General features: G+C 53.0%; 10 protein-coding genes, 1 tRNA gene and 3 rRNA genes. 3 read left to right on the top strand and 11 right to left on the bottom strand.

What is annotated here, in order from left to right; translation table 11 throughout:
- Positions 1-413: 413 nt before the first annotated feature.
- On the top strand, positions 414-1,364 hold the full coding sequence (gene coaA / locus EBC_RS02725; protein WP_013200289.1) for a type I pantothenate kinase: 951 nt from the start codon (positions 414-416) through the stop codon (positions 1,362-1,364).
- Between the two features lie 30 nt (positions 1,365-1,394).
- Here coaA and birA read toward each other — a convergent pair whose 3' ends face one another.
- The 10 genes from birA to pepQ form a co-directional block, all read right to left on the bottom strand.
- Positions 1,395-2,357 (bottom strand): bifunctional biotin--[acetyl-CoA-carboxylase] ligase/biotin operon repressor BirA, encoded by a 963-nt coding sequence (gene birA, locus EBC_RS02720; protein WP_013200288.1) that lies wholly within the window; start codon positions 2,355-2,357, stop codon positions 1,395-1,397.
- Positions 2,354-3,391 (bottom strand): UDP-N-acetylmuramate dehydrogenase, encoded by a 1,038-nt coding sequence (gene murB / locus EBC_RS02715; RefSeq protein WP_013200287.1) that lies wholly within the window; start codon positions 3,389-3,391, stop codon positions 2,354-2,356. Before murB ends, birA begins: the two co-directional genes overlap by 4 nt.
- Positions 3,392-4,486: 1,095 nt before the next feature.
- Positions 4,487-4,602 (bottom strand): 5S ribosomal RNA (gene rrf / locus EBC_RS02710).
- Positions 4,603-4,709: 107 nt separating this feature from the next.
- Positions 4,710-7,617, bottom strand: a 23S ribosomal RNA gene (locus EBC_RS02705).
- A gap of 228 nt (positions 7,618-7,845) precedes the next feature.
- Positions 7,846-7,921 (bottom strand) — tRNA-Glu (locus tag EBC_RS02700).
- 73 nt (positions 7,922-7,994) lie between these two features.
- Positions 7,995-9,535 (bottom strand): 16S ribosomal RNA (locus EBC_RS02695).
- Together the 16S, 23S and 5S rRNA genes with 1 tRNA gene alongside form the textbook arrangement of a ribosomal RNA operon.
- A 393-nt stretch (positions 9,536-9,928) precedes the next feature.
- Positions 9,929-10,480: a menaquinone-dependent protoporphyrinogen IX dehydrogenase gene (hemG, locus tag EBC_RS02690; protein WP_013200286.1), complete on the bottom strand. Its 552-nt coding sequence runs from the start codon at positions 10,478-10,480 to the stop codon at positions 9,929-9,931.
- An 18-nt stretch (positions 10,481-10,498) separates the two neighbouring features.
- A complete protein-coding gene (gene trkH, locus EBC_RS02685; RefSeq protein ID WP_013200285.1) occupies positions 10,499-11,950 on the bottom strand; it encodes a Trk system potassium transporter TrkH in 1,452 nt (483 codons plus the stop codon).
- 29 nt (positions 11,951-11,979) lie between these two features.
- Positions 11,980-12,591: an IMPACT family protein gene (locus tag EBC_RS02680; protein WP_013200284.1), complete on the bottom strand. Its 612-nt coding sequence runs from the start codon at positions 12,589-12,591 to the stop codon at positions 11,980-11,982.
- A complete protein-coding gene (gene pepQ, locus EBC_RS02675; RefSeq protein ID WP_013200283.1) occupies positions 12,591-13,922 on the bottom strand; it encodes a Xaa-Pro dipeptidase in 1,332 nt (443 codons plus the stop codon). The genes EBC_RS02680 and pepQ overlap by 1 nt, the downstream gene beginning before the upstream one ends.
- A gap of 187 nt (positions 13,923-14,109) precedes the next feature.
- Here pepQ and fadB point away from each other — a divergent pair, with 187 nt between their 5' ends.
- Together fadB and fadA are read left to right on the top strand one after the other, a co-directional pair.
- Positions 14,110-16,296, top strand: a complete 2,187-nt coding sequence (gene fadB, locus EBC_RS02670; RefSeq protein WP_013200282.1) for a fatty acid oxidation complex subunit alpha FadB — start codon at positions 14,110-14,112, stop codon at positions 16,294-16,296.
- A 10-nt stretch (positions 16,297-16,306) separates the two neighbouring features.
- Positions 16,307-17,470, top strand: coding sequence for an acetyl-CoA C-acyltransferase FadA (gene fadA, locus EBC_RS02665; protein WP_013200281.1), 1,164 nt, complete (start codon positions 16,307-16,309; stop codon positions 17,468-17,470).
- A gap of 100 nt (positions 17,471-17,570) precedes the next feature.
- On the opposite strand, the gene fre is transcribed toward fadA, so the two are convergent.
- Positions 17,571-18,272 carry an NAD(P)H-flavin reductase gene (gene fre, locus EBC_RS02660; protein WP_013200280.1) on the bottom strand — a complete coding sequence of 234 codons (702 nt, stop codon included), beginning with the start codon at positions 18,270-18,272 and terminating at the stop codon, positions 17,571-17,573.
- Positions 18,273-18,278: the final 6 nt, after the last annotated feature.

Raw genomic sequence — 18,278 nt, 5'->3', positions numbered from 1 at the left:
ACCAGCATCCACGCGGATGATTTTGCGATTCAACTGCGCCGCTAAGTTTAAAAGATGCATGATCGCGGCAAAAAAATTGCGATGGCAACACACTACGCTTAAAAAGGCGACAATTGGCAGGCATCGTGCCATGACTGACTAAACAGAGGCGGCGTATAAGCGATTTTTTCTTGGCGTGTGTGATCAGTTTCTTTTGCTGATTGCCAGCACATTATTCAATAAATGCGGGTGCCGTTCCGTTTGCGCTCGCAGAATATATTTTTCCTTCAGCTACTGTCTCTCTGGTGGTAACCTCCTGCCCATTGTTTTCTGAAATTTACCTTAGTCACATGAGCTGGAAAAGGCGGGTTTATCCCCCTCGACAGAGTAGTTAACTCTACGACAGGCAAATTCTTGCTGGCAGAAGCATGCATATGAGCAAAAAAGACTCCTTGTTGACCACCCCCTATCTACAATTCAATCGTGATCAATGGGCTGCGCTCCGCGATTCAGTCCCAATGACCTTGAGTGAACAAGAAATTGCCCGCCTGAAGGGGATAAATGAAGATTTATCTCTTGAGGAAGTAGCCGAGATCTATCTTCCCCTTTCACGTCTGCTTAATTTCTATATCAGTTCTAACGTTCGTCGTCAGGCTGTACTTGAGCAGTTCCTGGGAACCAATGGCCAGAAGATTCCCTATATCATCAGTATTGCTGGCAGCGTCGCCGTGGGTAAGAGCACTACAGCGCGTGTACTGCAGGCTCTGCTGAGCCGCTGGCCTGAGCATCGGCGGGTAGAGCTGATCACCACTGACGGCTTCCTGCACCCTAATGAGGTGCTTAAAGAACGCGGTCTGATGAAGAAGAAAGGCTTTCCGCAGTCTTACGACATGCACCGACTGGTGAATTTCGTATCAGATTTAAAATCAGGCGCTTCGCAGGTCACGGCTCCGGTTTACTCTCATCTTATTTATGATGTGATCCCGCAGGGTGACAAGGTTGTGCAGCAGCCTGATATTTTGATTCTTGAAGGGCTTAACGTCTTGCAGAGTGGGATGGACTATCCTCACGATCCGCATCACGTCTTTGTCTCTGATTTTGTAGACTTCTCAATTTACGTCGATGCCCCGCAAGATCTGCTGCAGAGCTGGTACATTAACCGCTTCCTGAAATTCCGCCAGGGCGCCTTTACCGATCCAGACTCTTATTTCCACAACTACGCGAAACTCTCTGAAGAGGAAGCGGTGGGCGTGGCAACTCAGCTATGGGAAGAGATCAACCTTATGAACCTTAAGGAAAATATCTTGCCTACCCGGGAACGAGCCAGCCTGATAATGACCAAAAGCGTCGATCATGCGGTGGACCTGGTCCGCTTGCGGAAATAAAAAAAGGGGCGAAAGCCCCTTTTCTTGCAATTAATCTTGCGGACGAAGCGAAATTTCGCCCCCGACCCAGGATTTCCTTACCCCATCCTGCTCCAGAATTAATCCGCCTTGCTGATCGATGCCGCGCGCAATTCCCGGGATTTCTTTATCGCCAATCAGCAATTTAACCGGCCGGTTAATAAAGTTATCCAGCTCGCTCCAGCGATCGATAAAAGGTGCCAGTCCCTCGCGCTCAAATATCGGCAACGATTCACGCATATTGTTGATCAGATGCGCCGTTAGCGTATTTCGGTCCACGTTGACGCCGGCTTCCTGCAGGTTTATCCAGCCCTGGTTCACAATACCGGCATCGGGTGAGCGCATAGCAAGATTGATACCCGCACCGATCACCAACTGAGCGGCATCGCCGGTTTTTCCGGTCAACTCAACCAAAATGCCGGCCAGTTTGCGATCGTTCAGATAGAGATCGTTAGGCCACTTTACGCGAACGTCTTTAGCACCCAGTGATTGCAAAACTTCGGCAATGACAATCCCGATAACTAAACTCAGGCCCATTGCCGCCATTGGCCCCTGGTCCAGGCGCCAGTAAAGAGATAAATAGAGATTAGAACCAAACGGGGAGAACCACTGACGACCACGCCGTCCTCTGCCAGCCTGTTGATACTCTGCGACACAGGCATCACCTGATTGCAGTGAATCCATTCTTTCCAACAGATACTGATTAGTTGAATCAATCACCGGGATTACGGCCAGCCGTTTTTCCTTCAGCTGCGCCATAATCGTTTCTTCATCCAGCAGCTGCATCGGTGCCGGCAGGCTATAGCCTTTGCCGGTAACAGTGAAGACATCAATCCCCCAATCCTTCAGGGTCTGAATGTGCTTATTGATTGCGGCGCGGCTCATACCCAGCTGTTCGCCAAGCTGCTCTCCGGAATGGAACTCGCCATCAGCCAACAGGCCAATCAGCGTTAACGGGACGGTATTTGCTTTCATGCAATGACTCCAACTGCATCCTTTTCACCCTGCGCGCCAATAAAGCGCACCTCAGGCTCAAGCCACACGTTAAATTTCGTGCCCACTCGTTGGCGCACTTCATGCGCTAAAGCCACTATGTCGCTCCCTGTCGCCTTCTCTTTGTTGATCAAAACCAGCGCCTGCTGCTGATGCACCGCTGCGCCGCCAACGCTAACCCCTTTAAGCTCACACTGCTCAATCAGCCAGCCTGCAGCCAGCTTTACTCTTCCATCCGCTTGAGGATAAGCGGGCAGCGTTGGGTAGGCAGTGCGGATCGCCTCTGCGGCTTCAGCAGTGACAACCGGATTCTTGAAGAAGCTGCCAGCGTTACCTGTTATCGCCGGATCCGGCAGCTTACTGCTACGCATTGCGCAGACCGCATCGAAAATTTGTTGGGGAGTGACTGTCTGTGGATCTAATGCTCTCAGGTCGCCGTAAGTCATTACCGGGCACCACTGTTTGTTCAACACCAGTCCTACGGCAACAATGGCATAGCCCAGCTGATACTGATGCTTAAAGATGCTGTCCCGATAACCGAACTGGCATGCGGCTGCCGTCAGACGTTCGACTTCACCGGTGTTTAAATCCAATACATCAACATAAGCACAGACATCCTTTAGCTCGACGCCATAAGCCCCAATGTTCTGTATAGGTGCTGAACCAACACAACCGGGGATCATCGCCAGATTTTCCAGTCCCGGTATGCCTTTCTCCAGCAGGACCTGCACCAGATTGTGCCAGTTTTCACCCGCGCCGATATGCAGCTGCCAGTGATGCTGATCTTCCTCGATCTGTATGCCTTTAATTCTGTTGATGATCACCCGGCCAGAAAAGTCTTCCAGGAAAAGAATGTTGCTACCTTCTCCCAGTAGCAACACCGGCTGGTTGTGTAGCAGGCTCTGCTGCCAGCTTTGCAGAAGCGACTCTGCGCTGGTCGCTACATCAAGATTAGCGGCATGGGCGTCAAGGCCAAAAGTATTCCAGGATTGAAGGGAGTTATGTTGAGAGGACATGCTCAAACCTTAATAAATTAATCTACGGGAGAGTGTACCCCATCCATCCGCAAGCTTGCAGTGGATTTTGATTTAATAAAGACTTTTGTTGTAATACGGGAATGAGTTACGGATAACCCCTAAAAACCAAACTCTTGAATATTGCTTTATATTAAAATGCAGGGACAAAACCCCATCTCAATCAATCGACTGTTTCACCAAAACATTCACCCACCATTAAATAACCCCCTTTAACAATGATGAGGTTTAATTTAATGCATGATTGTAATAATGAATTTAGATCACATCAGACGACCCGATGATATTCATTCCATCTGAAGACTATTTGATACAGATTCAGGCAATGAAGGTCTACCAGACTACAACTGTTGATAGGATAGCTGATGAGATGGAATTATTTTAACGCTATTCAGGTTCAGTTTTTCATATTGTCTCGGGACGCCATTAGCAGGAGATTGGCCATAAAAACTGGCTAATATATAATGCGAGTGATTGGTGTTTACCACCAAGAAATCATTTAAATATTTTGAGCTCCCCTGTCTGTCTTACGTCATGTACAATGCGCGCAATGGAAGGTTAGGATATAGCAATATCAGTCGCTCAGTTATTTCACTCAACAAACCCTTCACTCAGTGTCTTTATCCTCTGCACTTTTATTCTCTCCTTATAATTTAAATATTATCTGTAAAAAACCACAGTCAGAATAAATTTTTGCTAATTACTCTTATATTTTGGTTATTCCATCGGGTTTATGGATCTCAATAAAATTACCATTATGTTCTCCTTAACAAGGTCGGGTAATTAACGCTTTCAGAACACGACGTTATCTGCCTGTCATTATCCTTTAAGGCGTCGTGCGGAAGGACGGCGTCTTCTTTTGTCTGGTTTTGGGATGGTTTGGGAGTTTTAGGGGGTGTTTGGGGCGGTTTTGGATTTCAGTGGCGGGTTTTGGATTTTAGTGGCGGGTTTTGGCCGTTATCAGGCGGGCCTGGGGAGTCCGGGAGCCGTTTTGATGCAGGTCTGGCGTGGATTTTTGCTTTTTACGCACACAAAAAAGCCCCATGCTTTCGCATGAGGCTTGTCTGCTTAATTGATGCCTGGCAGTTCCCTACTCTCGCATGGGGAGACCCCACACTACCATCGGCGCTACGGCGTTTCACTTCTGAGTTCGGCATGGGGTCAGGTGGGACCACCGCGCTAAAGCCGCCAGGCAAATTCTGTTATTCACGCCGCCATAGGGCCGCGCAAATTTATCCGGTTCAAGCTGAAAATATCTGTTCGTGTCTCTCAGACACCACCAGAACGCTTCTGGTGTTGTAAGGTTAAGCCTCACGGGTCATTAGTACCGGTTAGCTCAACGCATCGCTGCGCTTACACACCCGGCCTATCAACGTCGTAGTCTTCAACGTCCCTTCAGGGGCCTTAAAGGCCCAGGGAAGATTCATCTCGAGGCAAGTTTCGCGCTTAGATGCTTTCAGCGCTTATCTTTTCCGCACTTAGCTACCGGGCAATGCCATTGGCATGACAACCCGAACACCAGTGGTGCGTTCACTCCGGTCCTCTCGTACTAGGAGCAACCCCTCTCAATCTTCCAGCGCCCACGGCAGATAGGGACCGAACTGTCTCACGACGTTCTAAACCCAGCTCGCGTACCACTTTAAACGGCGAACAGCCGTACCCTTGGGACCTACTTCAGCCCCAGGATGTGATGAGCCGACATCGAGGTGCCAAACACCGCCGTCGATATGAACTCTTGGGCGGTATCAGCCTGTTATCCCCGGAGTACCTTTTATCCGTTGAGCGATGGCCCTTCCATTCAGAACCACCGGATCACTATGACCTGCTTTCGCACCTGCTCGAGCCGTCACTCTCGCAGTCAAGCTAGCTTATGCCATTGCACTAACCTCACGATGTCCGACCGTGATTAGCTAACCTTCGTGCTCCTCCGTTACTCTTTAGGAGGAGACCGCCCCAGTCAAACTACCCACCAGACACTGTCCCCACGCCGGATCACGGCGCCAGGTTAGAACATCAAACGTTAAAGGGTGGTATTTCAAGGTTGGCTCCACGCAGACTGGCGTCCACGCTTCAAAGCCTCCCACCTATCCTACACATCAAGGTTCAATATTCAGTGTCAAGCTATAGTAAAGGTTCACGGGGTCTTTCCGTCTTGCCGCGGGTACACTGCATCTTCACAGCGAGTTCAATTTCACTGAGTCTCGGGTGGAGACAGCCTGGCCATCATTACGCCATTCGTGCAGGTCGGAACTTACCCGACAAGGAATTTCGCTACCTTAGGACCGTTATAGTTACGGCCGCCGTTTACCGGGGCTTCGATCAAGAGCTTCTCCTTGCGGATAACCCCATCAATTAACCTTCCGGCACCGGGCAGGCGTCACACCGTATACGTCCACTTTCGTGTTTGCACAGTGCTGTGTTTTTAATAAACAGTTGCAGCCAGCTGGTATCTTCGACTGGCTTCAGCTCCGGGAGCAAGTCCCTTCACCTACGCGCCAGCGTGCCTTCTCCCGAAGTTACGGCACCATTTTGCCTAGTTCCTTCACCCGAGTTCTCTCAAGCGCCTTGGTATTCTCTACCTGACCACCTGTGTCGGTTTGGGGTACGATTCCGTGTTACCTGATGCTTAGAGGCTTTTCCTGGAAGCAGGGCATTTGTTACTTCAGCACCGTAGTGCCTCGTCATCACACCTCAGCGTTAAAAAGAGTCCGGATTTACCTAAACTCTCCGCCTACATGCTTAAACCGGGACAACCGTCGCCCGGCTAACATAGCCTTCTCCGTCCCCCCTTCGCAGTAACACCGAGTACAGGAATATTAACCTGTTTCCCATCGACTACGCCTTTCGGCCTCGCCTTAGGGGTCGACTCACCCTGCCCCGATTAACGTTGGACAGGAACCCTTGGTCTTCCGGCGAGCGGGCTTTTCACCCGCTTTATCGTTACTTATGTCAGCATTCGCACTTCTGATACCTCCAGCAGCCCTCACAGGCCACCTTCGACGGCTTACAGAACGCTCCCCTACCCAACAACGCCTAAGCGTCGCTGCCGCAGCTTCGGTGCATGGTTTAGCCCCGTTACATCTTCCGCGCAGGCCGACTCGACCAGTGAGCTATTACGCTTTCTTTAAATGATGGCTGCTTCTAAGCCAACATCCTGGCTGTCTGTGCCTTCCCACATCGTTTCCCACTTAACCATGACTTTGGGACCTTAGCTGGCGGTCTGGGTTGTTTCCCTCTTCACGACGGACGTTAGCACCCGCCGTGTGTCTCCCGTGATAACATTCTTCGGTATTCGCAGTTTGCATCGGGTTGGTAAGCCGGGATGGCCCCCTAGCCGAAACAGTGCTCTACCCCCGAAGATGAGTTCACGAGGCGCTACCTAAATAGCTTTCGGGGAGAACCAGCTATCTCCCGGTTTGATTGGCCTTTCACCCCCAGCCACAAGTCATCCGCTAATTTTTCAACATTAGTCGGTTCGGTCCTCCAGTTAGTGTTACCCAACCTTCAACCTGCCCATGGCTAGATCACCGGGTTTCGGGTCTATACCCTGCAACTTAACGCCCAGTTAAGACTCGGTTTCCCTTCGGCTCCCCTATACGGTTAACCTTGCTACAGAATATAAGTCGCTGACCCATTATACAAAAGGTACGCAGTCACACCACGAAGGTGCTCCCACTGCTTGTACGTACACGGTTTCAGGTTCTGTTTCACTCCCCTCGCCGGGGTTCTTTTCGCCTTTCCCTCACGGTACTGGTTCACTATCGGTCAGTCAGGAGTATTTAGCCTTGGAGGATGGTCCCCCCATATTCAGACAGGATGTCACGTGTCCCGCCCTACTCATCGAACTCACAGCAAGTGCATTTTTGTGTACGGGAGTATCACCCTGTACCCTGCGACTTTCCAGACGCTTCCACTAATGCACAAACTGATTCAGGTTCTGGGCTGTTCCCCGTTCGCTCGCCGCTACTGGGGGAATCTCGGTTGATTTCTTTTCCTCTGGGTACTTAGATGTTTCAGTTCCCCAGGTTCGCCTTGCAACACTATGTATTCATGTTGCAATGATGCACCAAAGTGCACCGGGTTTCCCCATTCGGGTATCGTCGGTTATTGCGGTTCATATCACCTTACCGACGCTTATCGCAGATTAGCACGCCCTTCATCGCCTCTGACTGCCTAGGCATCCACCGTGTACGCTTAGTCACTTAACCTCACAACCCACAAGCGTCCCGAAAGACACGTGCTGTTGTAAGCATTTGAGAGACTCGAACATATCGTTAATTTCATTCTTATTACGGAGAATGAAAACGACATGTCGTTTCAATTTTCAGCTTGTTCCGGATTGTTAAAGAGCAAATATCTCAAACGTGACTCGTCCTTGCGGAGAGAATCAGTTTTGAGATACTGGTTGATAATGTCTTTCACTCATTATCAGGAGATGGCGTCCCCAAGGGGATTCGAACCCCTGTTACAGCCGTGAAAGGGCAGTGTCCTGGGCCTCTAGACGATGGGGACTCTGTTACTGTTGCTCATTACGTTTTCTATCAGACAATCTGTTGTGGACACTACGCGGGAAGGTATCTTCAGGTAAGGAGGTGATCCAACCGCAGGTTCCCCTACGGTTACCTTGTTACGACTTCACCCCAGTCATGAATCACAAAGTGGTAAGCGCCCTCCCGAAGGTTAAGCTACCTACTTCTTTTGCAACCCACTCCCATGGTGTGACGGGCGGTGTGTACAAGGCCCGGGAACGTATTCACCGTAGCATTCTGATCTACGATTACTAGCGATTCCGACTTCACGGAGTCGAGTTGCAGACTCCGATCCGGACTACGACGCACTTTGTGAGGTCCGCTTGCTCTCGCGAGTTCGCTTCTCTTTGTATGCGCCATTGTAGCACGTGTGTAGCCCTGGCCGTAAGGGCCATGATGACTTGACGTCATCCCCACCTTCCTCCGGTTTGTCACCGGCAGTCTCCTTTGAGTTCCCGACATTACTCGCTGGCAACAAAGGATAAGGGTTGCGCTCGTTGCGGGACTTAACCCAACATTTCACAACACGAGCTGACGACAGCCATGCAGCACCTGTCTCACGGTTCCCGAAGGCACTAAGGCATCTCTGCCGAATTCCGTGGATGTCAAGGCCAGGTAAGGTTCTTCGCGTTGCATCGAATTAAACCACATGCTCCACCGCTTGTGCGGGCCCCCGTCAATTCATTTGAGTTTTAACCTTGCGGCCGTACTCCCCAGGCGGTCGACTTAACGCGTTAGCTCCGGAAGCCACGCCTCAAGGGCACAACCTCCAAGTCGACATCGTTTACGGCGTGGACTACCAGGGTATCTAATCCTGTTTGCTCCCCACGCTTTCGCACCTGAGCGTCAGTCTTTGTCCAGGGGGCCGCCTTCGCCACCGGTATTCCTCCAGATCTCTACGCATTTCACCGCTACACCTGGAATTCTACCCCCCTCTACAAGACTCTAGCCTGCCAGTTTCAAATGCAGTTCCCAGGTTAAGCCCGGGGATTTCACATCTGACTTGACAGACCGCCTGCGTGCGCTTTACGCCCAGTAATTCCGATTAACGCTTGCACCCTCCGTATTACCGCGGCTGCTGGCACGGAGTTAGCCGGTGCTTCTTCTGCGGGTAACGTCAATCGATAAGGTTATTAACCTTATCGCCTTCCTCCCCGCTGAAAGTACTTTACAACCCGAAGGCCTTCTTCATACACGCGGCATGGCTGCATCAGGCTTGCGCCCATTGTGCAATATTCCCCACTGCTGCCTCCCGTAGGAGTCTGGACCGTGTCTCAGTTCCAGTGTGGCTGGTCATCCTCTCAGACCAGCTAGGGATCGTCGCCTAGGTGAGCCATTACCCCACCTACTAGCTAATCCCATCTGGGCACATCCGATGGTGTGAGGCCCGAAGGTCCCCCACTTTGGTCCGAAGACGTTATGCGGTATTAGCTACCGTTTCCAGTAGTTATCCCCCTCCATCAGGCAGTTTCCCAGACATTACTCACCCGTCCGCCACTCGTCACCCGAGAGCAAGCTCTCTGTGCTACCGTTCGACTTGCATGTGTTAGGCCTGCCGCCAGCGTTCAATCTGAGCCATGATCAAACTCTTCAATTAAAAGTTCGATTTGCTGAAACAAGTTCAGCGGTGCTCAAGTGTAAAACGTCATAATGAATTTCATTATGTGTTCACTCTTAAGGCTTGATATTTTTTTGCGCCTTGCGGCGCTGATATCAATCCTGCGAGTGCCCACACAGATTGTCTGATAAATTGTTAAAGAGCGTTGCGGTAAGTGCCTTGGCGCCTTACTGCGAGGTGGCGTATATTACGCTTTCCTCCTTCAGAGTCAACTTCTTTTTGTGAAGTTTTTCTCCGGCGATTCAGCTTCCTGAACCTCTGACCCGGTGACTCGTAAGTCGTTGTTCCGTGTCAGTGGATGCGCATTATAGGGAGTTCCTGACGGAGGACAAGTGTTTATTGCAGAAAAATGACTGACAGCGTCATTTTTCATCAAAGCGCCTTTTTTTCCTGCATTTTGCCTGATAATCCAGCAAATTCATGGGCAAAGCGACCCACCTGAACCCAATCTGTGTACTCAACTTCTTTACTGACATCGGTTTCGCCGCCGGTCATACGCATAATCAAGCGGATCATAAAGCGATCGAAGAAGCCATAGCGCGGATAACGCAGTGCGCCAGCGAATACCGCACAGCAGTCCGGCTGCCATGGCGACTGCAACAGGAACTTGCGGGTATACGCATTGGTCTGCGGCGTACGCTTCTCTGCTTTACGGGCGGTCAGGTTGACGGAGAAGAAGCCGCTTGGCCTTTCATTTAACTGGGCAAGGTTCTTCTTCACAAATTTGGTTACCGCCGGATGGAAGTGACCGTAGTGAATAGAGGCCCCGAGCAACACCCGATCGTACTTAGACCAGTCAACAGCAGAGGCATGTTCGATATTCACTACCTCACACTCCTGCTGCTCTTTAAGTTGGTTAGCTATATAAGCTGCAATCTCGCGGGTTTGTCCCTCGCGGCTGGAAAACAGAATCAACGCTTTCATATTCATTACTCGTTTTAGTTACTCGCGCCAGAAGGTCGGCGTAAACAGGACTAGCAGCGTGAACACTTCAAGACGACCAAACAGCATCGTCAGGATTAAGATCCATTTCGCCGTATCATTCATGGTGGTGAAGTTATCTGCCACCACTCCCAATCCTGGGCCCAGATTGTTCAGGGTAGCTGCCACAGCCGCAAACGCAGAAAAATCATCAACGCCGGTCGCGATAATCGCCAGCATGCTCAACAGGAACACCAACGCATACGCAGAGAAGAATCCCCACACCGCTTCGAGGATACGTTCCGGCAGCGCGCGCTGTCCCAGCTTGATGGTGTAAACCGCGTTCGGATGCACCAGGCGCTTTAACTCACGGTTACCCTGTTTGAACAGCAGCAGGATACGGATGACCTTAAGCCCGCCGCCCGTCGAACCGGCACAACCACCAATAAAGGCAGAGCACAACAACAAGACCGGCAGGAACAGTGGCCAGCGCGCGATGCTGTCGGTGGTAAAACCGGCGGTGGTGGCCATCGACACGACCTGGAAGAAGGCCTGGTTCAGCGTTTGCAGTCCGGAATGATAGACATCGTGGAACCACAACACGATGGTGCAGATCACCACTAAGGTCAGCTGCACCCCAATAAACATGCGGAATTCTGGATCGCGCCAGTAAACGCGAAGATTGCGACCACTCAGCAGAGAGAAGTGCAGGCCGTAGTTACAGCCGGAAATCAGCAGGAAGATGGCAATAATCGTGTTAATCGTCGGGCTGTTGAAATAGCCGATACTCGCATCATGGGTGGAGAAGCCGCCGATGGCGATCGTTGAGAAGCTGTGGCCGATGGCATCAAACAGCGGCATACCCGCCAGCCAGAGTGCCAGCGCACAGACAACGGTCAGCAACACGTAGATCAGCCACAGGGTTTTCGCCGTCTCAGCAATACGCGGCCGCATCTTATTGTCTTTCAACGGGCCGGGCATTTCAGCGCGATAGAGCTGCATGCCCCCCACGCCCAGAATCGGCAGAATTGCCACTGCCAGCACAATGATCCCCATGCCGCCCAGCCATTGCAGCATTTGCCGGTAGAAGAGGATCGCTTTCGGGAGCGAGTCCAGCCCCACCAGCGTCGTGGCACCGGTCGTCGTCAGGCCTGAGAAGGATTCAAAGAAGGCATCGGTAATTGAAAGGTTGGGATGTTCCGCAAAGATAAAGGGCATCGCCCCCACACTGCCCAGCACTGTCCAGAACAGCACGACGATCAGGAAGCCCTCTTTAGGCTTCAGCTCTTTTTTCTGCTTTCGGTTGGGCCACCACAGCATCGAGCCGATCAGCAGTGCCATAAAGAAGGTCTGAGTAAAGGCTCGTCCGGCACCATCGCGGTAGATTAACGCGACCAGGCCCGGCACGATCATCGTCCCCGAGAACAAAATGACCAGCAACCCAACGATGCGGGTAATGGCACGATAATGCATGTAGCCTTTCCTTCCTGACGATGATGAGGTTAGTCGAGCGGTGTGAGCGTGAGCGCCCCTCGGCTAAAGTCTGTAAGATTTTGCGAAAACCCGGCCACCTGCGCATGGGGCAAGGCCAGCGTCAGCGAGACGCATGCCAAAAATTCTGTCTGCAACAGCTGGCCATGAAAGCGGCCAGTCATTCTTTCTATCTCTGCCAGTTGAGCATAGTCACAGGAGAGCGTGAAGGTCAGCATCGGGACTTTTTGCTGACGCGGCAGCAGCTTTAATGCCTGTTGAACACCTCCGCCATACGCCTTCACTAAGCCGCCCGTACCCAACTGGATGCCACCGTAATAACGCACGACGACGGCGGTCACTTCCCCGATGTTGTTTCCCATCAGCTGAGCAAGCATCGGTTTACCTGCCGTGCCAGAGGGTTCACCGTCATCAGAGAACCCAAGCTGTTGTGAGTCGGAAGGGGCTCCCGCCACCCATGCCCAGCAATGGTGGCGGGCAGAAGGATGCTCGCCTTTGACCTGCTGAACAAAGGCCCGCGCCGCTTCCACGCCGTCAGTATGGGCCAACAGTGTAATAAAGCGGCTTTTTTTAATCTCCTCGCTGACGCTGAAGCGCTCAGCGGGGATGTCATACGCGTCCATCAGTCCAGCTTCAGGTCACGCGTCATATTTTCCACGCCCTGTTCGCGAATAATCACGTTATCCTCGATACGAATGCCGCCATAAGGCTTGAGCGCATCAATGCGGTCCCAGTTGAAATGCTGGCTGAACTTACCTTCACGCCATGGCGCCAGCAGAGAATCAATAAAGTAGATGCCAGGTTCAATGGTGACCACCATCCGCGGTTCCAGAATGCGCGTGCAGCGCAGGTAAGGATATTGCGCAGGTGCAGCCTGATGGGTGCCCTCTTCATCCTGCATAAATCCGGCGACATCATGAACCTGAAGTCCCAGCGGATGGCCAATACCATGCGGCATAAACGGCCCGGTCAAATCTTCCGCCACCAGCGCTTCTTCACTCAGCCCTTTCACCAGCTGATGCTTAAGCAACAGTTTGGCAATACGCTGGTGCATTTGCAGATGGTATTCGGTGTAGCGAACGCCAGCTTTCATCGTGGCGATCAGCGCCAGCTCTTCTTCATTCATATCGCGGATCAGCTGGGCATAGTCATTGTCACTTTGCGCTGAATAGGTGCGGGTCAGATCGGCCGCATAGCCGTTGTATTCTGTTCCGGCATCAATCAGGAAGCTACGCGACTGCGCAGGGGGCAGATGATCCAACTTGGTGTAATGCAGCACCGCAGCGTGTTCATTCAGCGCAATGATATTGCCGTAAGGCACATCAATATCGCGGTGGCCGGTGGCACTCAGGTAAGCGCCATTGATATCAAACTCGCTCATGCCTGAGAGGAACGCCTCTTTGGCCGCACGATGACCGATCACCGCGGTTTTCTGCGCTTCGCGCATGCAGTACAGCTCATAGTCAGTTTTCAGCGAGCGATGGTAATGCAGGAAATCGATAGCGGCTTTCGGGTTAGTCAGCTCCGCTTTGATGCCTAACTGCGCTGCGCGCGCGGGCACAGGGCCGATATAAGCCACATTACCCAGCTGAGCAGGCAACAGCTGTTGAATCTCATCGGCATTTTTTAACGCCACGATGTCGATTTCGTCGGTCCAGAAGCTTTGCGGCAGCGGTTCAACGTTGTGCCAGTAATCAACCGGCGAGTAGAACCACAGCTTAGGTTTGTTTACGCCATCCACCCACAGCCAGCAGTTCGGCACAGAGGTCACCGGCACCCAGGCTTTGAATTGCGGATTCACTTTAAAGGGATAGGTATGATCGTCGAGGAAAACGGTGAGCAGTTCTCCCGAATGGATCAGCATGGCATCCAGCTTGCTGCGAGCTAATACCTGCTGAGCACGCGCCTGTAGTGTTTTCAGGTGGTCCTGATAAAGAGTGACCAACGATTCCATAACTCCGTCTCCATTAACGTGAAATTGAGCGCATCTTATCACAGCCCTTTACCCGATGCCGTTTTGCCGCGCCTGTGATCTTGTTTGCAAATTAGCAAACTCTCGTTTGCAAATAATTAACATCCCTTCCACACTCTCGATCATCTGGTATGACCAGATCCCCTTAATGCGGCTTCAGGAGATCAACATGCTCTACAAAGGCGACACGCTTACCCTGGACTGGCTGGAAGATGGCATCGCCGAGCTGGCTTTTGATGCGCCCGGCTCGGTGAATAAGTTGGATACACAAACCGTGGCCAGCCTGGGTGAAGCTATTTCGGTTCTGGAGAAGCAGCCAGGGCTGAAAGCGCTGCTGCTCAGCTCCCGCAAACCGGCTTTTATTGTTGGCGCGGATATCACTGAGTTCCTTTCTCTGTTTGCGGCACCGGCTGAAAAACTGGAACAGTGGCTGGGATTTGCCAACGGCATCTTTAGCCGACTGGAAGACCTGCCCGTGCCGACGCTATCCGCGATCCAGGGCTATGCCCTCGGCGGCGGATGTGAATGCATTCTGGCGACCGATTTCCGTATCGCCACCCCGGACGCCCGCATCGGCCTGCCGGAAACCAAACTGGGCATCATGCCTGGCTTTGGGGGATCGGTACGCCTGCCTCGCCTGTTAGGTGCGGACAGCGCGCTGGAAATTATAGCCGCCGGCAAAGATGTCGATGCGCAAAAAGCGCTGGCCATCGGTCTGGTTGATGCCGTGGTCCCGGTTGAGAAATTGCAGCAGGCCGCGCTGGCCATCCTGCAGGAAGCGATGTCCGGCAAGCAGGACTGGCGCGCACGTCGTCAGCCGAAGCTTGCGCCGCTGAAACTGAGCAAAATTGAAGCCACCATGAGCTTCAGCATCGCAAAAAGTATGGTGCTGCAGACCGCCGGGAAACATTACCCGGCACCAATGATGGCGGTGAAAACCATTGAGGCCGCAGCAGGTCTGGGCCGTGATGCTGCGCTGAAGCTGGAGACGCAGGCCTTTGTGCCACTGGCCCGTTCTGACGAGGCTCGCGCACTGGTGGGGATCTTCCTCAACGATCAGGCGGTGAAGGCCAAAGCCAAAAAGCTGACCCGCGACGTTGAAACGCCAAAACAAGCCGCTGTGCTGGGCGCCGGTATTATGGGCGGTGGCATTGCTTATCAGTCCGCCTCGAAAGGCGTACCGGTGATGATGAAGGACATTAATCCGGCCTCGCTGGAATTGGGTATGAAAGAAGCCGCGAAACTGCTGAATAAACAGCTGGAACGCGGAAAAATCGACGGCATGAAACTGGCTGGCATTATTGGCACCATTCAACCCACGCTGGACTATGCCGGCTTTGAGCGGGCAGACATTGTGGTTGAAGCCGTTGTTGAAAACCCGAAGGTAAAAGCCGCGGTGCTGGCAGAAACGGAAGGCTATCTGCACAGCGGTGCGATCCTGGCGTCGAATACCTCCACCATCCCAATCAGCCAGCTGGCCCACGCGTTGAAGCGGCCAGAAAATTTCTGCGGCATGCACTTCTTTAATCCTGTTCACCGCATGCCGCTGGTCGAAGTGATCCGGGGTGAGAAAACCTCAGACGCGACGCTGGCAACCGTGGTGGCCTGGGCCAGCAAAATGGGCAAGACGCCAATCGTTGTTAATGACTGTCCGGGCTTTTTCGTTAACCGGGTGCTGTTCCCTTACTTTGCTGGCTTCAGCCTGCTGCTGCGCGATGGCGCGGACTTCCGCCAGATAGATAAAGTGATGGAAAAACAGTTCGGCTGGCCAATGGGCCCGGCCTGGCTGCTGGACGTGGTGGGGATTGATACCGCTCACCATGCACAGATGGTGATGGCTGACGGATTCCCTTCCCGCATGAAGAAAGATTATCGCGATGCGATTGACGTGCTGTTCGATGCCAAACGCTTTGGTCAGAAAAATCAGCTTGGGTTCTATCGCTGGGAAACGGACAGCAAGGGTAAACAGAAGAAGGTGGCGGATCCGGCGGTCGATGACCTGTTGCAGACGGTCTGTCAGCCAAAGCGGGTGTTCAGCGATGATGAGATCGTGTCCCGCATGATGATCCCGATGATCAATGAAGTCGTACGTTGCCTGGAAGAGGGAATTATTGCCTCCCCTGCCGAGGCCGATATGGCGCTGGTTTATGGACTCGGCTTCCCGCCTTTCCACGGCGGCGCTTTCCGCTATCTCGATACGCAAGGCAATGCGCGTTTTGTCAGCCAGGCTGAACCGTTCAGCGAGCTGGGTGCGCTTTATCAGCCGCCTGCTGGCCTGCATGAAAAAGCGCAGAAAGACGAAAGCTGGTATCCACAGGCCGCGCCAATCGGCGATGCCACTCTGAAAACGGCGTGAGGGTAAGAAAATGGAAAAAGTCGTGATTGTTGATGCCATCCGCACGCCGATGGGTCGTTCTAAAGGTGGCGCTTATCGCCACGTTCGTGCTGAAGATTTATCGGCACATTTGATGCGCAGCCTGATGAGCCGCAATCCCGCGCTGGACGCGGCTTCGCTGGACGATATTTACTGGGGCTGCGTGCAGCAAACCCTTGAACAGGGTTTCAATATTGCCCGCAACGCGTCGCTGTTGGCGGAGATCCCGCACAGCGTGCCGGCGACCACGGTCAACCGCCTGTGTGGTTCCTCAATGCAGGCGCTGCATGATGCGGCGCGCGCCATTATGGTGGGCGATGCCCATGCCTGCCTGATTGGTGGCGTTGAACATATGGGCCACGTGCCGATGAATCACGGGGTGGACTTTCATCCGGGATTGAGCAAAACCGTCGCCAAAGCGGCTGGGATGATGGGATTAACCGCCGAGATGCTCGCGCGCATCCATAAAATCAGCCGTGAGCGTCAGGACGCCTTCGCCGCACGTTCCCATCAGCGTGCCTGGGCTGCCACCCAGGCCGGTCACTTTGCCAATGAGATTGTGCCAACCAGCGGACATGATGCGGATGGCGTGCTGCGCCGTTACGACTTCGATGAAGTGATCCGTTCAGATACCACCGTTGCGGGCCTCGCCGCATTACGTCCCGCTTTCGATCCGGTCAACGGCACGGTCACTGCAGGCACCTCTTCCGCACTGTCAGACGGTGCCGCTGCGATGCTGATAATGAGTGAATCCCGTGCGCGTGAGCTGGGCCTTAAGCCGCGAGCGGTTGTCCGCGCGATGGCGGTGGTGGGATGTGACCCTTCGGTGATGGGATACGGTCCGGTTCCGGCGTCAAAACTGGCGTTAAAAAGAGCCGGTCTGAACGTGACGGATATTGGCGTCTTCGAACTGAATGAAGCGTTCGCCGCGCAAACGCTGCCCTGTATTCAGGATCTCGGGCTGCTGGAAGTGATGGATGAAAAGGTCAATCTGAATGGCGGTGCAATCGCGTTAGGTCATCCGCTGGGCTGTTCGGGTGCCCGCATCAGTACTACCTTGCTTAATCTGATGGAAAGGCGCGATGCCCAATTTGGCCTGGCGACCATGTGTATTGGTCTGGGACAGGGGATCGCTACCGTCTTCGAACGCATCTGATACGTTGAACTGGCTGTTTCACTGATTCAATTCCCGCCTGTCAGGGGCGGGTTTTTTCGTTGCTCAGGTTCAGGGGCAGAGCGTCCTGCCCCCGGTAACCTCAGATAAAGGCGAAGGCATCGCCGAACATCTGATCTTCCTTCGCGCCGCGCTCGGCACAAAAACGCTCACGGGCGATTTTGGCCATCTCGAAACGGCCTGCAATATAGATGTCATGACTGGCAAGCGTGGCATAGTCATTCATCACGGCGGTCAGCACCGTACCACTGCGCCCATCCCAACCCGCTTCAGGCTGCTCGACAACCGGAATAATTTTCAGGTTAGGGTGCTTAATGGCCAGCGCGTCTAACTCTTCCAGATCGTAGAGATGCTTCAGCTCGCGTCCGCCCCAGTAAAGGGCGATATCACGATCCGGCTGCTGAGAAAGGGCGGTCAGCAGAATAGAGCGGGCATAGGAGAACCCGGTTCCACCCGCAACCAGCACCAGCGGGCGATCGCCCTCTTCCCGCAGCCAGGCATCACCATGGGGAATATCGACGGTGATTTTGCGCTGTTCCTGAATGCGTTCCATCACCGCCATGGCATACAGATTCAGTTCTGAGGCACCAATGTGCAGCTCGATAATGTCTTTTTCCATCGGAGTGGATGCCAGTGAGAATGGACGCTTGTCACGCTCGTCCATCACCACCATCAAATACTGGCCAGCACGGAAGCTAAAATCAGCCTCCGGCACCATTCTCACTCGGTACACAGTATCGGTAATCGCCTCTACTGAGGTCACTTTGCAGCTTAACGTTGTCATGCGTTC

Origin of the sequence: Erwinia billingiae Eb661 (genome assembly GCF_000196615.1) — a bacterium.
In the GTDB taxonomy this organism is placed as follows: Bacteria; Pseudomonadota; Gammaproteobacteria; order Enterobacterales; family Enterobacteriaceae; genus Erwinia; species Erwinia billingiae.
This window is presented reverse-complemented; position numbering and strand designations above follow the sequence as displayed.